The sequence below is a fragment of the Bartonella chomelii genome (assembly GCF_014138465.1).
GTDB lineage: Bacteria > Pseudomonadota > Alphaproteobacteria > Rhizobiales > Rhizobiaceae > Bartonella > Bartonella schoenbuchensis.
Genome location: NZ_JACJIR010000001.1, coordinates 277,011 through 299,658, shown reverse-complemented (window position 1 = coordinate 299,658; position 22,648 = coordinate 277,011). Strand labels below are relative to the sequence as shown.

General features: G+C 37.5%; 20 protein-coding genes and 4 tRNA genes. 22 read left to right on the top strand and 2 right to left on the bottom strand.

Translation table 11 applies throughout. The features are described from left to right. Positions 1 to 4: 4 nt before the first annotated feature. The 6 genes from ntrX to GGR10_RS01265 all read left to right on the top strand — a co-directional run bounded on the left by ntrX (position 5) and on the right by GGR10_RS01265 (position 8,920). Positions 5 to 1,360: a nitrogen assimilation response regulator NtrX gene (gene ntrX / locus GGR10_RS01290; RefSeq protein WP_182479553.1), complete on the top strand. Its 1,356-nt coding sequence runs from the start codon at positions 5 to 7 to the stop codon at positions 1,358 to 1,360. Between the two features lie 3 nt (positions 1,361 to 1,363). Continuing rightward, the gene (trkA, locus tag GGR10_RS01285; protein WP_182479552.1) at positions 1,364 to 2,740 is read left to right on the top strand and encodes a Trk system potassium transporter TrkA; all 1,377 of its coding nucleotides are present in this window, start codon (positions 1,364 to 1,366) and stop codon (positions 2,738 to 2,740) included. 936 nt (positions 2,741 to 3,676) lie between these two features. Beyond that, positions 3,677 to 4,309 (top strand): ATP-dependent Clp endopeptidase proteolytic subunit ClpP, encoded by a 633-nt coding sequence (gene clpP, locus GGR10_RS01280; RefSeq protein WP_182479551.1) that lies wholly within the window; start codon positions 3,677 to 3,679, stop codon positions 4,307 to 4,309. A gap of 216 nt (positions 4,310 to 4,525) precedes the next feature. Next, on the top strand, positions 4,526 to 5,800 hold the full coding sequence (gene clpX / locus GGR10_RS01275; RefSeq protein ID WP_182479550.1) for an ATP-dependent Clp protease ATP-binding subunit ClpX: 1,275 nt from the start codon (positions 4,526 to 4,528) through the stop codon (positions 5,798 to 5,800). 173 nt (positions 5,801 to 5,973) lie between these two features. After that, positions 5,974 to 8,397 (top strand): endopeptidase La, encoded by a 2,424-nt coding sequence (gene lon / locus GGR10_RS01270; RefSeq protein ID WP_182479549.1) that lies wholly within the window; start codon positions 5,974 to 5,976, stop codon positions 8,395 to 8,397. 244 nt (positions 8,398 to 8,641) lie between these two features. Then, positions 8,642 to 8,920 carry an HU family DNA-binding protein gene (locus GGR10_RS01265; protein WP_078689623.1) on the top strand — a complete coding sequence of 93 codons (279 nt, stop codon included), beginning with the start codon at positions 8,642 to 8,644 and terminating at the stop codon, positions 8,918 to 8,920. Between the two features lie 482 nt (positions 8,921 to 9,402). On the opposite strand, the gene trmFO is transcribed toward GGR10_RS01265, so the two are convergent. Further along, a complete protein-coding gene (gene trmFO / locus GGR10_RS01260) occupies positions 9,403 to 10,803 on the bottom strand; it encodes a methylenetetrahydrofolate--tRNA-(uracil(54)-C(5))-methyltransferase (FADH(2)-oxidizing) TrmFO (protein ID WP_182479548.1) in 1,401 nt (466 codons plus the stop codon). Between the two features lie 176 nt (positions 10,804 to 10,979). Here trmFO and GGR10_RS01255 point away from each other — a divergent pair. From GGR10_RS01255 to GGR10_RS01225, 7 genes are all read left to right on the top strand, one after another. Further along, positions 10,980 to 11,062, top strand: a tRNA-Leu gene (locus GGR10_RS01255). A 132-nt stretch (positions 11,063 to 11,194) separates the two neighbouring features. Continuing rightward, positions 11,195 to 12,622 carry a trigger factor gene (gene tig / locus GGR10_RS01250; RefSeq protein WP_182479547.1) on the top strand — a complete coding sequence of 476 codons (1,428 nt, stop codon included), beginning with the start codon at positions 11,195 to 11,197 and terminating at the stop codon, positions 12,620 to 12,622. Between the two features lie 120 nt (positions 12,623 to 12,742). Beyond that, positions 12,743 to 14,242: an Asp-tRNA(Asn)/Glu-tRNA(Gln) amidotransferase subunit GatB gene (gene gatB / locus GGR10_RS01245; protein WP_182479546.1), complete on the top strand. Its 1,500-nt coding sequence runs from the start codon at positions 12,743 to 12,745 to the stop codon at positions 14,240 to 14,242. Between the two features lie 194 nt (positions 14,243 to 14,436). After that, the gene (locus GGR10_RS01240) at positions 14,437 to 14,832 is read left to right on the top strand and encodes an NADH:ubiquinone oxidoreductase subunit NDUFA12 (RefSeq protein ID WP_182479545.1); all 396 of its coding nucleotides are present in this window, start codon (positions 14,437 to 14,439) and stop codon (positions 14,830 to 14,832) included. Positions 14,833 to 14,915: 83 nt separating this feature from the next. Then, positions 14,916 to 15,341: a DUF2155 domain-containing protein gene (locus GGR10_RS01235; protein WP_182479544.1), complete on the top strand. Its 426-nt coding sequence runs from the start codon at positions 14,916 to 14,918 to the stop codon at positions 15,339 to 15,341. A 146-nt stretch (positions 15,342 to 15,487) separates the two neighbouring features. Further along, positions 15,488 to 15,949: a hypothetical protein gene (locus GGR10_RS01230; protein ID WP_246784625.1), complete on the top strand. Its 462-nt coding sequence runs from the start codon at positions 15,488 to 15,490 to the stop codon at positions 15,947 to 15,949. Positions 15,950 to 16,070: 121 nt separating this feature from the next. After that, complete coding sequence (locus tag GGR10_RS01225) at positions 16,071 to 16,808, top strand: rhomboid family intramembrane serine protease (protein WP_182479542.1); 738 nt, start codon at positions 16,071 to 16,073, stop codon at positions 16,806 to 16,808. Here the strand turns inward: GGR10_RS01225 and GGR10_RS01220 are convergent. After that, positions 16,798 to 17,628, bottom strand: coding sequence for a TrmH family RNA methyltransferase (locus GGR10_RS01220; RefSeq protein ID WP_182479541.1), 831 nt, complete (start codon positions 17,626 to 17,628; stop codon positions 16,798 to 16,800). The two genes, GGR10_RS01225 and GGR10_RS01220, sit on opposite strands and share 11 nt — an antisense overlap. Before the next feature lie 204 nt (positions 17,629 to 17,832). Here GGR10_RS01220 and GGR10_RS01215 point away from each other — a divergent pair. The 9 genes from GGR10_RS01215 (at position 17,833) to rplJ (ending at position 22,638) form a co-directional block, all read left to right on the top strand. Then, positions 17,833 to 17,916 (top strand) — tRNA-Tyr (locus tag GGR10_RS01215). Between the two features lie 26 nt (positions 17,917 to 17,942). Continuing rightward, positions 17,943 to 18,016: transfer RNA gene (locus GGR10_RS01210), tRNA-Gly, on the top strand. Between the two features lie 177 nt (positions 18,017 to 18,193). Continuing rightward, positions 18,194 to 19,369, top strand: a complete 1,176-nt coding sequence (tuf, locus tag GGR10_RS01205; RefSeq protein ID WP_007477058.1) for an elongation factor Tu — start codon at positions 18,194 to 18,196, stop codon at positions 19,367 to 19,369. A gap of 47 nt (positions 19,370 to 19,416) precedes the next feature. Continuing rightward, positions 19,417 to 19,492, top strand: a tRNA-Trp gene (locus GGR10_RS01200). A gap of 218 nt (positions 19,493 to 19,710) precedes the next feature. Next, positions 19,711 to 19,926, top strand: a complete 216-nt coding sequence (gene secE, locus GGR10_RS01195; RefSeq protein ID WP_010703622.1) for a preprotein translocase subunit SecE — start codon at positions 19,711 to 19,713, stop codon at positions 19,924 to 19,926. A gap of 17 nt (positions 19,927 to 19,943) precedes the next feature. Beyond that, positions 19,944 to 20,474, top strand: coding sequence for a transcription termination/antitermination protein NusG (gene nusG / locus GGR10_RS01190; RefSeq protein WP_034990066.1), 531 nt, complete (start codon positions 19,944 to 19,946; stop codon positions 20,472 to 20,474). A 154-nt stretch (positions 20,475 to 20,628) separates the two neighbouring features. Next, positions 20,629 to 21,057 carry a 50S ribosomal protein L11 gene (gene rplK / locus GGR10_RS01185; protein ID WP_010703624.1) on the top strand — a complete coding sequence of 143 codons (429 nt, stop codon included), beginning with the start codon at positions 20,629 to 20,631 and terminating at the stop codon, positions 21,055 to 21,057. A 4-nt stretch (positions 21,058 to 21,061) separates the two neighbouring features. Beyond that, entirely contained in the window at positions 21,062 to 21,760 is a 699-nt protein-coding gene (gene rplA / locus GGR10_RS01180; RefSeq protein WP_182479540.1) for a 50S ribosomal protein L1, read from the top strand. 359 nt (positions 21,761 to 22,119) lie between these two features. Continuing rightward, entirely contained in the window at positions 22,120 to 22,638 is a 519-nt protein-coding gene (rplJ, locus tag GGR10_RS01175) for a 50S ribosomal protein L10 (protein WP_078690298.1), read from the top strand. Positions 22,639 to 22,648: the final 10 nt, after the last annotated feature.

The window sequence follows — 22,648 nt, the reverse complement described above, 5'->3', positions numbered from 1 at the left end:
TGAGATGGTAGCAGATATCTTAATTGTTGATGATGAAGCAGATATTCGTGAGCTTATTGCTGGTATTTTGAATGATGAAGGTTATGAAACACGTGTTGCGTGTCATGCTGATGAAGCATTAGCACAAATTAATGAGCGCGTTCCAAAGCTTATTTTTTTAGATATTTGGTTGCAAGGAAGTCGTCTTGATGGTTTGGCATTGCTTGATGAAATTAAAGCACGACATCCCTCTCTTCCAGTAGTGATGATTTCTGGTCATGGCAATATTGAAACAGCTGTTTCTGCTATAAAGCGAGGTGCGTATGATTTCATTGAAAAGCCTTTTAAAACTGATCGCCTTATCTTGGTTGCTGAACGAACTCTTGAAAACTCAAAATTAAAACGTGAGCTTTTAGAATTACGACAACGCTCAAGTGAGATACAAGAATTGCTTGGAACATCGACTGTTATGAAGCATTTGCGCCAAGTTATAGAAAAAGTGGCGCCGACTAATAGTCGTATTATGATTACTGGTCCTTCAGGTGCAGGGAAAGAAATGGTGGCGCGTACTATTCACGCACTTTCAACACGTTCTAATGGACCATTTGTTACGATAAATGCCGCAACGATTGTTCCTGAAAGAATGGAAATAGAATTATTTGGCAATGAAATAGAGGGCAGTGAACGCAAGATCGGTGCATTGGAAGAGGCTCACGGTGGGATATTATATATTGATGAAATTTCTGATATGCCGCGTGAAACTCAGGGTAAGATTCTTCAGGTGTTAACGACACAAACATTTGAGAGAGTTGGTGGTACAAAGCGTGTCAAAGTGGATGTTCGTGTAATTTCTTCAACAGCACAAAATATTGAAAATTTAATTTCTGATGGGCGATTTAGAGAAGATCTCTTTCATCGTCTTGCAGTTGTTCCCATTACTGTTCCACCGCTTTCTGCACGTCGAGAAGATATTCCCGAACTTGTTCGACATTTTGTTAGAATCATATCACATCAACTTGGTATTAAACCACGTGAAATCAGTGATGATGTTATAGCTGTTTTGCAAGCACATACATGGCCAGGTAATGTGCGCCAATTACGTAATAATATTGAGCGTCTCCTCATTCTTGTGCGTGATGATGAACCAATAACAACAGAGTTACTTCCTGTTGAAGTGAGTGATTCTTTTCCACGTGTTAAAATAGATACAGATGAGAATATAATGGATTTACCATTGCGTGAGGCGCGTGAATTATTTGAAAAGAGATATTTAGTGGCGCAGATCGGACGTTTGGGTGGGAATATATCTCGTACTGCTGAATTCATAGGTATGGAACGTTCAGCTTTACATCGTAAACTTAAAGCGCTTGGAGTTTCATAAATTATGCGTGTTATTATTTGTGGGGCAGGGCAGGTCGGTTATGGGATAGCAGAGCGTCTTGCTGCTGAGAATCATGATATAACTGTTATAGATGTTGAAGCGAGATTGGTTGAAAAGATTCGCGATGCATTAGATGTTAGAAGTTTTGTTGGTCATGGTTCACATCCTGAAGTTCTTTTGGCTGCAGGTGCTGATGAAGCTGATATGCTGATCGCAGTAACTTTATTTGATGAAGTCAATATGGTGGCTTGTCAGGTGGCACATTCATTATTTAATGTTCCAACTAAAATAGCTCGTATTCGTTCACAATCGTATTTAGATCGACGTTATAAAACTCTGTTTGCAAGGGAGAATATTCCTATTGATGTAGTTATTTCGCCAGAAGTTGAAGTTGGGGAAATGGTTCTACGACGGATTGCCTTGCCTGGGGCGATAGATGTTCTCTATTTTTGTAATGATGATATCGTTGCATTTGCTTTGGAGTGTATGGAGGATTGCCCAGTCATTAATACACCTTTACGCCAGTTAACGGAGCTTTTTCCCGATCTTCGAACAACAGTTACTGCTATTAAACGTGGTTCAGAATTACTGGTAGCGCATTCAGATACACAATTGCGCGTTGGTGATGTTACTTATCTTATTGCAGCTCGCGATCAGGTACGTCGTGCAGTTGGACTTTTTGGCCATAAAGAACAGGAGGCACATCGCATAATTATTGCAGGGGGTGGTCACATTGGTCTATACGTTGCTCAGGCTATTGAAAAACGCCTGCATAAGTTAAAATTGAAAATTATAGAGGCAGATAAAGAAAGAGCACTAACAATTGCCGATCAACTCGAAAAAACAACTGTTTTATATGGTAATGTGTTAGACCCGGTAATTCTTCAAGAAGCTGGAATTGACCAAGCTGATTTAATGATTACATTAACCAATCAAGATCAGGTTAATCTTTTAAGTGCTATTATAGCTAAAAGACAGGGGTGCAAAGCCAATATGGTTTTGATTAATAATGTTACTTATCAGGAATTTAGCCGTACAGTTGGTGTAGATGCGCACTTAAATCCTCGTAGTGTTACTGTATCAAAAATTTTACAACAAATGCGTCGGGGACGCATTCGTGCTGTTCATTCGGTTTTTAATGGTGCTGCAGAAATTATTGAAGCTGAAGCAATGCAGACTTCCTCATTGATTGGTAAGTCATTATCAGAGCTCAAGTTATCAGAAGGTTTAAGGATTGGTGCAATTTATCGCAATAATACAATTATACAGCTTTTAGCAGATACGCGTATTTTACCGGGGGATCGAGTAGTGATGTTTGCTCTTGCTGATAGTGTTCGTGATGTTGAGCAATTATTTCGTGTAAGCTTAGAATATTTTTAAATTACCTAGGATATTTGTATTTTTAGTGTGATGCATAATAAAACCTATTAACGGGCTTTTGTTAAGCAATCAAAAATTGAAATCAGCTAGTATCTTAAGTTTTAATGATGAAAAAATGCACTTTTACCTGTTGGTGTTAATCATATAAGGCCGAATCAATTCTATTGTATTTAATAACTATTACTTTAGCTTCGATTTTCATAAGTTATGAGCACAATTATATAAATTACTCAATTTTCAGATTTTTTTGTGTTATATTAATGTTCAAATTAATAAAGTGTTTGGTTAGATCTGAGTATTTATCTTGAAAATGGTTTCATCTAATAGCAAATCAAATGTGGTTAGCGAAAACAATGCTAAAAAAGTGAGAATTTTAGCATTTTATTGTTTATCCGGTAATCCCAATGGTAAAAATGTTTGAAGGTTATTTTGCAAGCTCAAAAATTATTTCTGATATTAATTGGAATTTTAAACACTGCATCTGAAAGCCATAATTAATAAAAAGAAAAATTCCTAATTCCACCAAAAAGGTTTGGAATAATAATATCTAGTAATGATGATATTGTGTGATTAACTAAGTAATATGATTTTTTTCATAAACGAGAAAATTTTATTACTAAACAAGGTGGCAAAACTGGGAGGATTTTTAATTTAGCTTTTAATTTTGAAATAATGAATAAGCTACTTTGTATAGAGTTTCATTATACAAAATGTTAGAAATATCTTATTTAAGAGGAAAGTTTTAAGCATTAAGCAAAATTGCGCATATTTGATGCTCAGAATTTGTTTGAGTAGAGTTTTTATAACTATTTTAACTATTGGAATTTTAATTCTATTTATCATGGTTGATTGTGGCTTGCGTCAGGGAGTATTGCTAGCCTATGACTAATACAATTATATGCGTCAATAGCAATTTTTATTAATGGAAGTAAAAATATGAGCGATCCAATAAAAACAGCACTGAATTTGGTTCCTATGGTTATCGAACAGACTAATCGTGGTGAACGTGCTTATGATATTTTTTCCCGTCTTCTGAAAGAACGAATCATTTTCATTAATGGTCCTGTTGAAGATGGTATGGCAATGCTTGTGTGCGCTCAATTGCTTTTTTTAGAAGCGGAAAATCCTAAAAAGGAAATCAGTCTTTATATTAATTCACCAGGTGGTGTGGTAACATCTGGAATGGCCATTTATGACACTATGCAGTTTATTCGTCCTCCTGTTTCTACTTTATGCATGGGGCAAGCAGCATCTATGGGGTCGTTACTTTTAACAGCTGGAGCAAAAGGTCACCGTTTCTCGTTGCCAAATGCACGTATCATGGTACATCAACCGTCTGGTGGTTTTCAGGGGCAGGTCTCTGATATTGAACGGCATGCGCAAGATATTATAAAGATGAAACAACGTTTAAATGAAATTTATGTTCAACATACAGGTCAGGATTATGAAATTATTGAAAAAACTCTTGATCGCGATCATTTTATGACAGCAGAAGAATCTAAAAATTTCGGTTTAATTGATGATGTTATACAATATCGCACGGTAACTGAAAAAGAAGAAACAGATTAAGAATTTTTATAGAAAAAGTAGCTAATTGTTAAGTATATAAAAATTGCCTTTAAAATAGCTATTTTAAAATATAAGTTTTATAAAATTTGTCATAAAATAATAAGAAAATACCCAAAAATATTGTGATAATCGTAGTTTTGATATATTTGGGATTGTTGTTATAAAAAACCTCTTTAAGAAGATGAAGTTCAGATATTGAGGTGAAAGGAAAATGAGATGAGCAAAGTTAGCAATAGTGGGGGCGAATCAAAAAATACTCTCTATTGCTCATTCTGCGGCAAAAGTCAGCACGAAGTGCGTAAGCTCATTGCAGGGCCTACTGTATTCATTTGTGATGAATGTGTAGAACTTTGTACAGATATTATCCGTGAAGAAAGTAAATCTTCAGGGGTCAAAGCACGTGATGGTGTTCCTACTCCACAAGAAATTTTAACAGTTCTTGATGACTATGTTATTGGTCAGCGGTATGCAAAACGTGTCCTTTCTGTTGCTGTTCATAATCATTATAAGCGTCTTGCACATCAGTCTAAGAATGGTGATATTGAATTATCTAAATCGAATATTCTTCTTGTTGGTCCAACGGGATGCGGTAAAACGTATCTTGCACAAACATTGGCACGCATTATTGATGTGCCCTTTACTATGGCAGATGCAACCACTTTGACTGAAGCAGGTTATGTGGGTGAGGATGTTGAGAATATTATTTTAAAACTTCTGCAATCTGCAGATTATAATGTTGAGCGTGCACAACGTGGCATTGTTTATATTGACGAAGTTGATAAAATTTCTCGTAAAGCTGACAATCCTTCTATTACAAGAGATGTTTCAGGTGAGGGGGTTCAACAAGCATTGTTGAAAATTATGGAGGGGACAGTGGCTTCTGTTCCTCCCCAAGGTGGGCGTAAACATCCACAGCAAGAGTTTCTTCAGGTTGATACGACAAATATTTTGTTTATTTGTGGAGGTGCTTTTGCTGGTTTAGAGCGAATTATTTCAGGGCGCGGTGAAAAAACTTCAATAGGTTTTTCGGCTACTGTGAAGGCTCCTGATGAGCGTCGGGTTGGTGAAATTTTTCATGATTTAGAGCCTGAAGATCTTGTAAAGTTTGGTTTAATACCAGAGTTTATTGGCCGTCTTCCTATTATAGCTACTTTAGAAGATTTAGATATTAATGCGCTTGTTCAAATTTTATCGCAACCCAAAAATGCATTGGTTAAGCAGTATAAACGTCTTTTTGAGATGGAAGATGTTGAATTAACATTTCATGAAGATGCTTTACGCGTTATCGCCAATAAAGCGATTGAACGTAAAACTGGAGCACGTGGTTTACGCTCCATTATGGAAAAAATTCTTCTTGATACTATGTTTGAATTGCCAACTCTTGAAGGGGTCCAAAAGGTGGTGATCTCAAGTGATGTAGTTGAAGGAAAAGCTCGCCCTCTTTACATTTATTCGGAGTGTACAGAAGATAAAGAAAACGTATCAGCATGACGTTATAGTAAATATCGTTAATGAGTACTATTTTAAGTGGATCTTCTGAAGTATTATAGCGTAATGCTTGATTTATTTATTCGTAATTACTACTTCATTTATTATAGAGAAGCTGCTATTTTCTAGAGATAAGCTTATGTGGGGGTGAATTATAGGCTCCAGAAAGGAAAAATATGCAACATATTGATGAAAAGACAAAAAAGGTAACAGAAGAGCTTTACGCTGTTTTACCGCTTCGTGATATTGTTGTTTTTCCACATATGATTGTTCCGCTTTTTGTTGGTCGAGAGAAATCAATTCACGCTCTTGAAGAGACGATGATAGTAGATAAGCAGATATTATTAGCCACGCAAAAAAATGCTTCTGACGATGATCCAAAGTCGGAAGATATTTATGATATTGGTACTTTTGCCAATGTTCTTCAACTTTTAAAACTTCCTGATGGCACTGTAAAAGTTTTGGTTGAGGGGACTGCGCGTGCAAAAATTAACCAATTTACTGAAAATGAAAGTTATCATCAAGCTTATGCAACTGTTATAGAAGAGTCTGAAGAGAATGAAGTTGAGATTGAAGCTCTTTCTCGGTCAGTGATTGTTTATTTTGAAAATTATGTAAAACTTAATAAGAAAATTTCTCCTGAAGTTGTAAGTGCTATCGGTCAGATTGATGATCCTTCTAAGCTTGCTGATACTATTGCTTCACATTTGGTGATTAAACTTTCAGAAAAACAAGAGATTTTGGCATTATTATCTGTTCGTGATCGTCTTGAACGTATACTTTTCTTCATGGAAGGGGAAATTTCTGTTTTACAAGTTGAGAAACGTATTCGTTCACATGTCAAGCGGCAGATGGAAAAAACTCAACGAGAATATTATCTCAATGAACAAATGAAAGCTATTCAGAAAGAGCTAGGAGCGGGTGATGATAGCCGTGATGAGTTGTCTGAATTAGAGGATCGTATCAAAAAAACAAAGCTTTCAAAAGAGGCACGTGTAAAGGCTGGGGCGGAGCTTAGAAAATTGCGTAATATGTCTCCCATGTCTGCGGAAGCAACAGTTGTACGTAACTATCTTGATTGGCTTTTAACTGTACCTTGGGGTAAAAAGTCGAAGATTAAGAATGATTTGAACTTTGCTGAAAAAGTCATGGACAATGAGCATTTTGGTCTTGAAAAAATTAAAGAACGAATCGTTGAATATTTAGCAGTACAAAGTCGGTCATCAAAAATAAAAGGTCCTATTATTTGTCTTTTAGGTCCTCCAGGTGTCGGAAAGACATCACTTGCGCGTTCTATTGCAAAGGCAACAGGCCGTGAATATGTCCGTATCTCATTAGGGGGTGTTCGCGACGAGGCAGAAATTCGTGGGCATCGCCGAACTTATATTGGTTCTATGCCTGGAAAAATTATTCAGTCTATGAAAAAGTCTAAAAAGACTAACCCTCTTTTTTTACTTGATGAAATTGATAAGATGGGCCAAGATTTCCGTGGTGATCCTGCTTCAGCTTTGTTGGAGGTGCTTGATCCTGAACAAAATAGCACATTTATTGATCATTATTTAGAAGTGGAATATGACCTTTCTGATGTGATGTTTATTGCAACTGCAAATACGCTTAATATTCCAGGGCCGCTAATGGATCGGATGGAGATTATTCGTATTGCTGGTTATACTGAGTGTGAAAAGGTAGAGATTGTTAAGCGGCACCTCTTACCAAAAGCATTGAAAGATCATTCTTTATCCAAAAAAGAGTTTAGTGTTTCTGATGGTGCTATAAAATCGGTTATCCAGTTTTATACACGTGAAGCCGGTGTTCGTAACCTTGAGCGTGAATTAATGAAGATGGCACGTAAATCGGTTACAAAAATTCTTAAAACAAATCAAAAGTCTATAGAAATTACAGAAGATAATATTAATGATTTTTTGGGAACGAAGCGTTATCGTTTTGGTCAGATTGAGGGTGAAAACCAAATTGGTGTTGTTACGGGACTTGCATGGACCGAAGTTGGCGGGGAACTGTTGACTATTGAAGGTGTTATGATGCCAGGTAAAGGCAAAATGACTGTTACTGGGAATTTGCGAGATATCATGAAAGAATCAATTTCTGCGGCAGCATCTTATGTGCGTTTCCGTGCTGTTGATTTTGGTATCGAGCCGCCTCTTTTTGATAAGCGTGATATCCACGTTCATGTTCCAGAAGGCGCTACACCAAAAGATGGTCCATCAGCTGGAATTGCAATGGTAACGGCAATTGTTTCAGTATTGACAGAGATCCCTGTTCATAAGGACATTGCTATGACTGGTGAGATTACCTTACGTGGGCGTGTTTTACCAATTGGTGGACTGAAAGAAAAATTGCTTGCGGCTCTTCGGGGAGGTATTAAAAAAGTGCTTATTCCTGAGGAAAATGCAAAAGATTTGATTGATATTCCTGATGACGTCAAAAATAATATGGAGATTATTCCAGTAAGTCATGTGAGTGAAGTTCTTAAACATGCTTTAGTTCGTTTTCCTGAAGCAATTGAATGGACAGAGCCTTCTACAGTGTCTACGTCTATCAGAACGGAAAGCGATAATGAAGGGGTACCGGTAGCGCACTGATTCTTATATTGATTCTTATTTTGTTCTATAATTTCTAAATTTTAAAGACGGTGAAGTCCATTTTTGGGGTTACTACTTTATTTATTTTAGAAAAAAATGAAAAATTCCGTGAATAACTGTGATTAATGCTAAAAAACAATATTTTCAAAGAAAATAAAACTTCTGTTTGCTGCACTTTTCAATAAACTTATTGACGATCGGATGAATTATATTGTCCGACTAATATAGGGAAAGGAAATATTCAATGAATAAAAGTGAATTGGTTAATTCTATTGCTGAAAAAGCAGGTGTTTCAAAAGCACAGGCTGGTTCAATTCTCGATGCTTTTATCGCTTCTGTAACAGAAGCTTTGGCTTCAGGAGGTGATGTTCGTCTTCCAGGTTTTGGTTCTTTTGAAGTTTCTAAACGTGCTGCTACAAAAGGGCGTAACCCTTCAACAGGTGTTGAAATTCATATTCCAGCGCGCTCTGTACCTAAATTTTCTGCAGGTAAAAGCCTTAAAGAAGCCGTTAATAAAAAATAATTGAACTACATGAAAAAAACCCGATTTATGTATAATCGGGTTTTTTTAAAGTTTTTTTTAAATACTTTTACGCAACTTTGCACAAGCAAGGGCGGTTTGTATATTATACGATACGGCTATTTATTAATAAAGGCTCTTTTAAATAGCTGAGATGGGGTAATAGCTATATATTCAAAAATGTATTTACCCTACATTTTAAATAAAGTGCTCGATTACAAGTTAGATATCTGTCGTGAATAAGAGTTGATAATTCAAGTTAGGTTAATAATTATCACGAGTTTGTTCATACAAGCTAGATTTATTGAAGTACTTGAAATATTATAATTATAAGCAGATCTAGAATAGCTTTTTAACTCTGTTTAAGCACTGCAATGTATTGAATGCCCTACTATTTTAAGGTTAATTAAAGTTTGTTTAATGGGCTAAAGACAGAAGCAATCAGTGCTTTACTAAGATTAAAAAGATAATGATTAATTTAGAGATTATTTTGATTCTTCATGTGTTAACCACTGAATACAATCATTTAAGGCTCGTGTAATTATAGCTTGTTTTTTCGCTAGTTTTTTCTCTTTGCTAGATAAACGTTTTTCTGAGTGATGAACACAGTCAACAGGTGGAAAAAGACCAAAATTGATATTCATTGGTTGGAAAGATTGTTTGCCTGTTTCTTGGGTTGCAATGTGTCCACCAGTAATATGGTTTAAAAGAGCTCCAAATGCTGTAGTTTTGGGCGGTAAAGAAGGACAAGTATGATTATATTCAGCAACAGCAAAACGCCCAGCTAAAAGCCCAATTGCAGATGATTCTACATAACCTTCGCAACCTGTGATTTGTCCAGCAAAACGTAATTGGGGCTTTTGTTTTAAGCGAAGGCTTTTATCAAGAATGATTGGTGAATTGAGATAAGTATTGCGGTGAAGACCACCAAGGCGCGCGAATTCTGCTTTTTCAAGTCCAGGTATTGTTCTAAAAATACGAATTTGTTCACCATATTTTAGTTTCGTTTGAAAGCCAACCATATTGTAAAGAGTGCCAAGTGTGTTGTCTTGACGTAATTGAACAACGGCATAGGGTTTAACTGTAGGGTTATGAGCGTTCGTTAGTCCTATAGGTTTCATTGGCCCATATCTGAGGGTTTCAAGGCCACGTTCAGCCATCACTTCAATTGGTAGGCATCCATCAAAATAGGGTGTCTTTTCAAATTGACGAAATTCTATTTTTTCTGCACTTTTCAGTGCTTGAACAAATGTTTCATATTGTTCTCTATTAAGGGGGCAGTTAAGGTAATCTTTTTCAGTTTTTTCAGGGCCGATTTTGTCATAGCGAGATTGATACCAACAGATGTCCATATTAATGCTATCAGTATAAATGATAGGTGCAATAGCATCAAAAAAGGAAAGTGCTTCTGTTCCTGTTATTGCTTGTATTGTTTGTGCAAGTGCTGGTGAAGTAAGCGGACCTGTTGCAATAATAATATTATGCCAGTTTTCAGGAAAGTTATGAATTTCTTCACGTTTTATAGTTATAAGGGGATGATTTTCAAGTGCTTCTGTAACAGTTTGGGAAAATCCATCACGGTCAACAGCAAGAGCGCTTCCTGCTGGCACTTTATTAGCATCTGCAGCCTTCATAATTAGGGATTTGGCTAATCTCATTTCAGCATGTAAAAGACCAACGGCATTTGTGGATGAATCATCTGAACGAAATGAATTTGAACAGACAAGTTCTGCAAGTTTATCTGTTTTATGAGCATCGGATTTTCTTTTTGGTCGCATTTCATGTAAAATGACAGGGATTCCTGATTGAGCAATTTGCCAACTTGCCTCACTGCCAGCAAGACCACCACCGATGATATGAATTGGAATGTTAAATTTATTTGACATAATCTCCTTTTAATGGAAGTAGTGCTATCTGAAAAGCATAGATTTTACTTCTGTAATTTATAAGAAGTATATATATTTGAGTTTTTAATGTATTTACTTTCTTTTTTGCTTTAATTGGTTGGGATTGAGTGGTATAGAAACGCCGCTTATATGAGGTTATTGGTTAACGGGTTTAAGCGGATGTGGCGAAATTGGTAGACGCACCAGATTTAGGTTCTGGCGGGAGACCGTGGGGGTTCGAGTCCCTCCATCCGCACCAAAATAATCCTTACATACCAGGGTTTTTTGCATATGTGAAAATCCGCTTCATGTAGATCTAACACTACAGTGTTGGGGTGTAATTGTTACCGGAGTGGATTTATCCATTCCTCAGAAATATGAAAGTTGTTCGATGCAAGTTACCGAAACGCTTAATGAAGGACTGAAGCGCGAAATTAAAATCGTGGTTCCAGCAAAAGATTTGGAAATAAAATTGAATGAACGGTTGGATGAAACCAAAGATAAGATTAAGCTTAATGGTTTTCGTCCCGGTAAAGTGCCCGCTAGTCATTTGCGGAAAATGTATGGTAAATCTTTTATGGCTGATGTTCTTAATGAGATTATTAAGAATGCTCCAAGCTCCATTTTGGCTGACCGCAATGAACGTTCTGCAACACAGCCGCACATTGATATAAAAGAAGATAAAGAAGTTCTGGATGGCAAGGCTGATTTTGTTTTTAATTTGAAGTATGAAGTTTTACCAAAGTTTGACATTAAAGACTTTAAGAACATAAAAGTTACCCGTGAGCTTGCTGATATTCCTGAAAAAGAGATTGATGAACAGGTAAAGAATGTTCTTTCTTCTACTCGTAATTATTCTGAAAAAAATTCTCCTGCTGTAGAAGGTGATCGCGTTACAATCGATTATATTGGTAAACTTGATAATGTTCCATTTGATAATGGAGCAGGTAATGATGCGCAATTGATTCTTGGTTCGAAACAATTTATTCCTGGTTTTGAGGAGCAATTGGTTGGTGTAAAGGCAGGCGATACAACAACAATTTCTGTTAAATTTCCTGATGATTATAGTGCTGCACACTTAGCTGGTAGAGATGCTGTGTTTGATGTCACTGTTAAAGCTGTGTTCAAACCAGATGAATTAGAGATTAATGATGAATCAGCTCAAAAGCTTGGTGTAGAGTCTCTTGATCGTTTACGTGAAATTGTGCGTGGGCAAGTTGAAAGTAAATATGGTTCAATGACACGTCAAAAAGTTAAGCGTCAAATTCTTGATGCATTAGATGCTGACTATAATTTCGAGATTCCTGAATGCCTTTTGGATGTTGAATTTAATAACATATGGGGGCAGGTTAATAACGATTTACAAAAAGCTGGTAGCAGTTTTGAAGATGAGGGCACTACAGAAGAACAAGCACGGCAAGAATATCAGATGCTTGCTCAGCGTCGTGTTCGTCTTGGTCTAGTACTTTCTGAAATTGGGGTGCGAGCCGATGTTAAGGTAAGTGAAGATGAGTTACAAGCAGCAATCTTTGATCAAGTTCGTCAGTATCCTGGGCAAGAGAAAGAAATTATGAATTTTTTCCGGAATACACCGGGAGCTATAGCGAGTCTACGTGCACCGATTTTTGAAGAAAAAGTCATTGATTATTTGTTGGCACAGATAAAAGTCACAGATAAAAAAGTGTCTGTTGAAGAGTTAATGAAAGAGGATGACGAATTAGATTTAACTAAGAAGAGTGTAACTAAGAAAAAATCCGCAGTGAAAGAAAAAGGTGTAAAAAAAGTTTCAGCTAAGAAGAAAGCACCTAAAAAGGATTAATTGCATACAATAAAATAGTCTAATAAAACCAGGGTTTTATTAGACTTATATTCTTAAAGTTTGCACTTAAGTAGTTTTAACCGGCTTGAGTGTATTTTCAATATTGATAGTGGATTAGCAATGGAAATCGTTGATACTCGTACCCCTGATCCTAGGCGTTTTATTTCCGGAGCTACAGGCGATTGGGAAGTTATCATTGGCATGGAGGTCCATGCGCAGATTACATCAGATTCAAAACTTTTTTCGGGTGCATCAACTAAATTTGGTGCTGAACCAAACAATCATGTATCATTTATTGATGCAGCTATGCCTGGTATGTTGCCTGTTATTAATCAAGAATGTGTTCGCCAAGCTATTCGGACTGGTTTGGGGTTAAAGGCTAAAATTAATTTAAGATCTGTTTTTGATCGTAAAAACTATTTTTATCCAGATTTGCCACAAGGGTATCAAATTTCGCAATTTCAGTATCCGATTGTAGGGGAGGGGAAAGTCGTTGTCTCTGTTGGGCCAGATTCGAATGGTCAATTTGAAGATATTGAAATTGGAATTGAGAGATTGCATCTTGAACAGGATGCAGGCAAATCCATGCATGATCAGCACCCAACAATGTCTTTTGTGGATCTTAATCGCTCTGGTGTAGCTCTTATGGAAATTGTTTCCAAACCGGATATGCGTTCATCAGATGAAGCCAAAGCTTATATGACGAAATTACGCACTATTGTTCGTTATTTGGGTACTTGTGATGGTAATATGGATGAGGGCTCCATGCGTGCTGATGTGAATGTATCAGTTCGCCATCCTGGTGAGGCTTTTGGAACTCGTTGTGAAATTAAGAATGTTAATTCCATTCGCTTTATTGGTCAGGCGATTGAATATGAAGCACGTCGTCAGATTGCGATTTTAGAAGATGGTGGTGTAATAGATCAGGAAACTCGACTTTTTGATGCCACTAAAGGTGAAACACGATCTATGCGTTTAAAGGAAGAGGCGCATGATTATCGTTATTTTCCTGATCCTGATCTTTTACCATTGGAGTTTGATCAAGCATTTGTCGATGCTTTAGCTGCAGAATTACCGGAATTTCCTGATGATATAAAACTACGCTTTATCAATGAGATGGGGTTGACTGCATATGATGCATCCATTCTTGTAACAGAAAAAGCAATTGCTGATTATTTTGAGGAAGTAGCGCGTGGACGTGATGGAAAAATAGTTGCCAATTGGGTGATTAATGACCTTTTAGGTGCTTTGAATAAAGATAATCGTGAAATTGAAGATACGCCAGTTACTCCAGATCAATTAGGGGCGATTATTGATCTTATTAAAGAGGGGGTTATTTCTGGAAAAATTGCCAAAGATTTATTTGAAATTATCTGGAATGAAGGTGGAGATCCACGTCAAATTGTAGAAGAGCGTGGCATGAAGCAAGTGACGGATACAGAAGTTATTAAGGGTGTTGTTGATGAAATTATTGCCAATAACTCTGATAAGGTTGCTCAAGCAAGGGAAAAGCCCGCTTTAGTTGGTTGGTTTGTTGGACAAGTTATGAAAGCAACAGGGGGTAAGGCAAATCCTCAGGCTGTCAATGAATTGGTTAAAACGAAACTAAAAATAGATTAGATATTATAGGGTGGAGGAAAGTTTATCGATATGATATTTATTTGTAATATGAAGTATATGAAATAAGAATTCGTTTTTCAAAAGGGTACGATTGAGTTTTATGATAGTTTTTTTATTTTTGGGTAATTTCAGGCATCGTAACAATTTATTCTAAGGGGTAAGGTTATAGGTGTGCTAAAGAAGTGGAATCGGAAATGGCTGGTTTTTTAAAACAAACCTTTACATGGTGGAATGGTAATACTATCAACACACGTTTTTTTACGTGGCTCAAAGGTAAGCGTGTAGGGGAAGATCAGTTAGGAAATGTTTATTATGAAGGTGGTTACCATAAGGATGGTTATCCACGCCGTTGGGTGATTTATAAAGATTATTCTGAAGCCTCTAGCATTCCTCCAGGTTGGCATGGATGGATTCATCATCGTTGTAATACACCACCTACGGAAGAAAATTATCAATCGCGTGAATGGGAAAAGCCCCATATTTCAAACATGACAGGGACAAGCAAAGCTTATCGGCCAAAAGGTTCTATTGGCTATAATGATGAACATATTGTTTGTAAGGATTATCATGCATGGTCACCTAAAAAATGAAATATTTTTTTGTATGGTGTGTTGTTTTTTAAATGTTGCACTATCTTATAGGTAGTTTTGTTAAATGCAGTTGATTTAGTTTTATGAAGTTTTTCCTACAGTTAGAAGTAAGACGTCTTTTTTGTGCTTATTTAATAGGAATTATAGTAATTTTGTCCTCCGTTAATGGTGTGCAAGCTGAACGTGTTAGCAATGCAGTTGTTGTTTTTGCAGGTCTTGATAAGATTACTGGCCGGACCATTCGTTTTGAAGTTTCTATTGGTGAAGTTTATCAATATGGTGCTTTACGAGTAACACCACGGGTGTGCTATACAAGTTCTGAAGGTGAACCAACTCGTACTAACGGTTTTGTTGAAGTAGATGAAATAACATTAAACAAAGAAACGCGACGTATTTTTACAGGATGGATGTTTGCAGATAGCCCTGGTTTGAATGCTGTAGAGCACCCTATCTACGATATATGGTTAAAAGATTGCAAGCAGAATTCTGATATTCCTTCAGTTCAATAATTTAAATAGTTTCTTTGTTTTTTAGTGGGTGTTTTTATATAAGCTTGGCGCAAGAATAGTTTTCTAAACTGTAATAATCAGATTGTGAAATTACAGGTTTTCTTATGTTCTCACCTTTGCGTTTAACAAGCAGATTATTTATTGTCGTGTTTATAATTGTGTTAACGGGGTGTCAGTTTTCAAGTCAGCCAACTACCAAGCATAATGATTATACGCGGGTTACAGAGATCAGTTCTGAAGTTTTTTATTATACCGATAACCCTTTAATTCTACTTGAAATGCGAGCTAAATGGATCAGCAATCAAGGTTATGTTGTTGATATCATAACAACTTCGGTTGCTTTAGATAATCTTGATTTAAATTTAGCATGGTCTCAAAATCGCAATTATAGGTATGTTTCAGGTGGAAAATCGTCACTAGTATGCGTTATTGGTTGTACGGTGTCTGAAAAGGGGCGTTTATTTATTCCTGAAGATGAATTCCGTACATATGCACATACAGGATTCACATTTAAATTAATAGGGCGTAGCAATTCTGTAGATGGTTTTCTTAATGCTCGTGCTTTTCAGCGTGTTTTGTATAAGATGCAAATATTACCACGTAGATAATATTTGGCATTTAGAATGCATATTGGAAGAATACAAAGCTTAGTTTTTCATTTATAATAGTTGATATATTTGGGTTTTGCAAAGTACTATTAATTTATAAGTAAGATGGGGATTTTAAAAAATGTGGGATTTTGTTCCTCAACATAATAATTCTCCGTTATTATCAAAACAACTTAAAGAACCATTATTCAATGTTCCATTTATTATAATTGTTTTGATAGCGTTTTGTTTTTTCGGTTATATTATTTCTCAATATTTCCTTTCTGATCAGCTATATATGAAAAGTCTTATTCTTTTTTCATTTATACCTGTTTTCTTTCAAGCTGAGCCTTTAATGTTTTGCTACACCATTGTTAGTTACTCATTTATGCATGGCAGTTTTGGACATATTGCTATGAACATGGTTTGGCTTTTAGTTTTTGGGTCTCCTTTAGCAAAGCATTTTGGTAATTTACGTTTTTTGCTTTTTTGGATGTTAACAGCAGGTATTTCTGCGTTGACCTATTTTATTTTTCATCAAGATAGTATGATACCACTTGTTGGAGCTTCTGGCGCAATTTCTGGAATGATGGGCGCTATTGCGCGTTATGGTTTTTTTGCTGTTTTTAATTCCAATATGCACAATGAGAGATTTTTAGGTCCTATTTGGCCTATCAAGAAAGCACTTCGTTCAAAGACTGTTCTTGTTTATATTGGTATGTGGCTTATAATTAACTGTCTCACAAGTATATTTCCATATCTATTTGGAGACAGTGATATTTTAATAGCATGGGAAGCTCATGTTGGTGGACTTATTTCAGGTTTTATGTTGATTAGTTTTTTTGATAGCTCACGGAAAAAATCAAAAATTAATGTTTAAGATAATTATGAGCCGCATAAAGTGCTATTGCTGCTGCATTTGATACATTTAATGATTTAATATCTCCAGGTATATTAAGGCGTGCTAATGAGTGAACAGTTTCGCGTGTTTTTTGGCGCAAACCTTTGCCTTCTGCTCCTAGGATAAGAGCAATTTTTTTACCTGTTAATGCTGTCTCTAAAGGCAATTCACCTTCTGAATCAAGCCCAAGGCTATTAAAACCGGCTTGATGAATTTCTTTAAGTGCTTCAGCAAGGTTTCGTACGGTAATGTAATCGATAAGCTCTAAAGCTCCAGAAGCTGCTTTGGCAAGCACACCGCTTTCTTGTGGTGAATGACGATAGGTGGTAATAATTGCTCCAGCTTTAAATGCAACTGCAGAACGCATAATAGCGCCAACATTATGTGGATCGGTAATTTGATCCATTACAATAATAAGGTTAGTATTTGTAAGTTCAGATAAATGTCGTGGTTTAAGAGCTTCAGTTTCTAAGACAACACCTTGATGAACTGCATCTTTTCCAACAAGCGTATCAAGTTTTTTAGGTGGGTATAATTTTAAAGGGCAAGGTAAGTCTGATTCGGTTATATTTAATCGTTTTAAGGCATTGGGTGTAGCATAGAGATGATTGAAAACTCTCTTGGGATTTTTAAGTGCTTCTTTGACTGAATGGATACCATAAAGGTAAACTGTACCTTGTATTAGTGGAGCAGATCGGTGCTTTAGGTGTGTTGAAGACACACGAGTGGCGCTCTTTATATCGCGATATTGGCGACGAGGATGAGGAAAATAAGAATTTTTAGATATTTTTTCTTTCATATTTTTCTTATAGCGTGTTCAAAGTAAATGTAGTAGAAAAAACATAAAGTTTAAAAAATTAGTAGGAAATTTGTACAGAACCGTATTTATTCTGTTGACAGATACGCTAGTAATCGTCATAACCGCCCCGCGGCCAGTTTGAATTGAATAAGAGAAAATTGGTTGCTATAATGCCTTATCGCGCAACTTTACCGATGATGGAATGGAGGGGTGCCCGAGTGGTTAAAGGGGGCGGACTGTAAATCCGTTGCGTATGCTACGTTGGTTCGAATCCAACCCCCTCCACCATTCATTTTAGTAAAGTTGGTGTGTGGGCGGGTATAGCTCAATGGTAGAGCAGCAGCCTTCCAAGCTGAATATGCGGGTTCGATTCCCGCTACCCGCTCCAAATAATAGTTGTTAGTGGTTAGGCGAATAACTATGATGGGAGTATGCTTTCATCATAATAAATGAGGCGAATATTTTCGTCTTAAAGTTGTAGTAATCGGCTTGATATATCAGGTCGATGGGATTCACTTCTAAAGGCCTGTTTTTCAGGTACGGAAAAGACAAGAGAACGACTGCGATGGCAAAGAGCAAATTTGAACGTACGAAGCCGCATGTTAATATAGGAACGATAGGTCACGTTGACCATGGTAAGACGTCATTAACGGCTGCGATTACGAAATATTTTGGTGAATTTAAAGCGTATGACCAAATTGATGCGGCGCCTGAGGAGCGTGCTCGTGGAATTACCATTTCAACAGCGCATGTTGAATATGAGACAGAGCAACGTCACTATGCGCATGTTGATTGTCCAGGCCATGCGGATTATGTGAAGAACATGATCACAGGTGCAGCCCAGATGGACGGGGCGATTTTGGTTGTTTCAGCAGCTGATGGTCCGATGCCTCAGACGCGTGAGCATATTTTGCTAGCACGTCAGGTTGGTGTTCCTGCGATTGTAGTTTTTTTGAATAAGGTTGATCAGGTTGATGATGCTGAGCTTTTAGAGCTTGTTGAGCTTGAAGTTCGGGAGCTTCTTTCGAAATATGACTTCCCTGGTGATGATATACCGATAATTAAGGGTTCTGCGTTAGCAGCTCTTGAGGATTCAGATAAAAGTATAGGTGAAGATGCAGTTCGTCGTTTGATGAATGAGGTTGATAATTATATCCCAACGCCTGAGCGTCCGGTTGATCAACCGTTTTTGATGCCTATAGAAGATGTTTTTTCGATTTCTGGGCGTGGAACGGTTGTAACGGGTCGTGTTGAGCGTGGAATTATTAAAGTTGGTGAAGAAATCGAGATTATAGGTATTCGTCCGACTTCTAAGACGACGGTTACAGGTGTTGAAATGTTCCGTAAGCTTTTGGATCAAGGTCAGGCAGGTGATAATATTGGTGCGTTGCTTCGTGGTATTGATCGTGAAGGGATTGAGCGTGGGCAAGTTTTGGCGAAGCCTGGTTCTGTTACGCCGCATACCAAGTTTAAAGCTGAGGCTTATATTTTGACGAAAGATGAGGGGGGTCGTCATACACCGTTTTTCACGAATTATCGTCCACAGTTTTATTTCCGCACCACGGATGTGACAGGAATTGTTACACTTCCAGAAGGTACGGAAATGGTTATGCCGGGTGATAATGTTGCAATGGATGTTTCTTTAATTGTTCCGATTGCAATGGAAGAGAAGCTTCGTTTCGCTATCCGTGAAGGGGGGCGTACTGTCGGAGCTGGTATCGTTTCTAAGATTATTGAATAATATCAATAAATTATGTGAAGGCTTTGAAGGAAGGGGCTTCAAAGATTAGGGGTATAGCTCAGTTGGTAGAGCGGCGGTCTCCAAAACCGCAGGTCGCGGGTTCGAATCCTGCTGCCCCTGCCATGTAGTTATAGTTTTTAATCATATTGTTGGTGAAGGAGGTTTTTTTGAACTTCCTTCTTGCTTTTTTTTATACAGGGCTTGTTTTTTTGTGTATGAATCGGTATTGAGTAAATAAAATAAAGAAGACTGCGTAAAGTTGATTATGGCTTTTCAGGTTTTTATTGTATGTGTTTTGTTGTATGATTTACGGTAAGTTTAGAAAGAATGTAGTGTAACTTATGGCGTCTAAAACCAATCCCATTACTTTTTTTAAGCAGGTTTTTGCGGAAACAGCTAAAGTAAAATGGCCTACGCGGCGTGAAACAGTAGTCTCTACTGTTATAGTATTGGTGTTGGCGGCGTTTGCTTCGATTTTCTTTTTTGTTGTGGATCAAATTATAAATTTTGGTGTGTGGCAAGGTATTGATCTTCTAAAGTACCTTTTTGGTCGATAGTGCAAGGAAGTGTGACTGTGGCTGCTCGTTGGTATATTGTTCAAGCGTATTCAAACTTTGAAAAAAAAGTAGCGGAAGCTATTGAAAAAGAAGCAAAACAAAAAGGGCTTGATCATTTATTTGAAAAGATTTTTGTTCCAACTGAGCGTGTTGTTGAGGTTCGTCGGGGTCGTAGGGTTGATTCTGAGCGTAAATTTTTTCCGGGTTATGTTTTGGTTTGTGCTGAATTGACAGATGAGGTTTATCACCTCATTAAAAATACTCCTAAAGTAACAGGTTTTCTGGGTTCGGATGCACGACCTGTTCCTATTTCTGATCGGGAGATTGAGCATATTCTTAAACAGGTGCAAGAAGGTGTTGAGTCTCCTAAATCTTCCATTTTGTTTGAGGTTGGTGAGCAGGTCCGGGTGGCTGATGGGCCTTTTGTTTCGTTTAATGGTATTGTTCAAGAGGTTGAAGAAGAGCGCTCTCGTCTTAAGGTTGAGGTGATAATTTTTGGGCGTCCTACACCTGTTGATTTAGAATTTAGTCAGGTTGAAAAGCTCTGATTGAACTTAAAGTGATGTTTGGTCGCTTTAAAAATAATAGGTAGAAGGTGATTTTATGGTTTTTGCCGGCTTAATGATCCGAACTACCCAACTGCAGCGGGTATTCTGTGTGATAAATTGCCAGTTTACCAGTTTAAATTAAAGGCAGATTATTATGGCAAAAAAAAATGCAGGGCAGCTAAAATTGCAGGTTCCAGCGGGGGCGGCTAGTCCTTCTCCTCCAATTGGACCTGCTCTTGGTCAGCGTGGTATCAATATTATGGAATTCTGTAAGGCGTTTAATGCGGCTACGCAGGAAATGGAAAAGGGAGCTCCGATTCCAGTAATTATTACTTATTATCAAGATAAGTCTTTTACGTTTTCTCTAAAAACTCCTCCTGTATCGTTTTTCTTAAAGAAAGAGGCAAATTTGAAATCTGGTTCAAAAGAGCCTGGTAAGGTATCTGCAGGGACTATTTCTCGTGATAAGATTCACTTGATTGCGGAAGCAAAAATGAAAGATCTTAATGCAAATGACATTGAAGCGGCGATGCGTATGGTTGAAGGTTCTGCTCGCTCGATGGGTTTAGAAGTCGTAGGCTAATGTTATGGTAAAAGTAGCAAAGAGAATAAAAAAAATTCGTGAAGGTATTGATTTTGATAAACTCTATGCCTTAACAGATGCTGTTTCAATGGTTAAAGAGCGTGCGGTTGCTAAGTTCGATGAAACAATTGAGATTTCGATGAACTTAGGTGTTGATCCTCGTCATGCAGATCAAATGGTTAGAGGTGTTGCTCATTTACCTAATGGAACAGGAAGAAATATCCGTGTTGCTGTTTTTGCACGTGGTGACAAGGCTGAAGAAGCTAAGGCTGCTGGTGCTGATATTGTAGGTGCTGAAGATTTATTTGAGACTATTAATGCTGGGGGTATTGATTTTGATCGTTGTATTGCAACGCCAGATATGATGCCTCTTGTTGGTCGTCTTGGTAAAGTTCTTGGTCCGCGGGGTTTGATGCCAAATCCAAAGGTTGGTACTGTAACGCTTGATGTTGCTGCTGCTGTTAAAGCTTCTAAAGGTGGTGCTGTTGAGTTTCGTGTTGAAAAAGCTGGTATTGTACATGCTGGTATTGGTAAGGCTTCTTTTGGGGTTGATCAAATCGTGGAAAATATTAAAGCTTTCGCTGATACAGTTACTAAAGCTAAGCCGCAAGGTGCAAAAGGTGAATATATTAAGCGAGTTGCAGTTTCTTCAACAATGGGAGTTGGGGTTAAGATTGATCCTGCAACAGTTTGTGCAGAGTAGGTTGAGCAAACTTATGATTTTACTGTAAATAATTATTGCAGTTTTTGGTTGTCGGGTTCCTTCGGCATCCAGTTATCTAAGCTTTTTTTAAGCTTAGGTCATACCGGAAGAAATTCCGGGATGTCCTGTCCGAGATTGTGGGTGATACTTTGGGTATCTTAATCAAAAGAAAGCCTGCATGAGACTAGGGTAAAAGCTTTAAGTTAAGAGACTTAAAGGGTTTGAGCCAAGGTTGCCTTTGATCGTTTATGCGTGAAAAGGGGGCAGGATCCTCGTCGGTAGCATAGAAAAATGATTTTATGTTATCAAAGGTAACCAACAGGTTTGTTTCAAATGGGCCTGTTAAATGGAGAGAAACAGTGGATAGAGCGGAAAAACGCGAATTTGTCACATGGCTTAACGAGGCTTTTCAAAAGTCTGGTTCTGTCATTGTTGCGCATTATTCTGGTTTAACGGTTTCGCAGATGAACGATCTTCGTTCAAAAATGAGCGAAGCAGGTGGTGCTATTAAAGTTGCCAAAAACCGCCTTGCTAAAATTGCCCTTCAAGGCACGGATTCTGAATCAATGAGAGATCTGTTTACTGGGCAGACGCTTATTGCTTATTCAGAAGATCCGATTACAGCACCGAAAGTTGCTGTTGATTTTGCAAAAACAAATGAGCAATTTGTCATCCTTGGTGGTTCAATGGGTGCAACAAGTTTGAGTGTTGATGCTGTGAAATCATTAGCTTCGTTGCCTTCATTGAACGAATTGCGGGCAAAGCTTGTAGGTATGATTTCCACTCCTGCAACTCGTGTTGCTCAGGTTGTCAATGCTCCTGCGAGTCAAGTTGCGCGTGTTGTTGGTGCATATGCTCAGGAGGGCCAAGCGGCTTAGTACTGTTTTG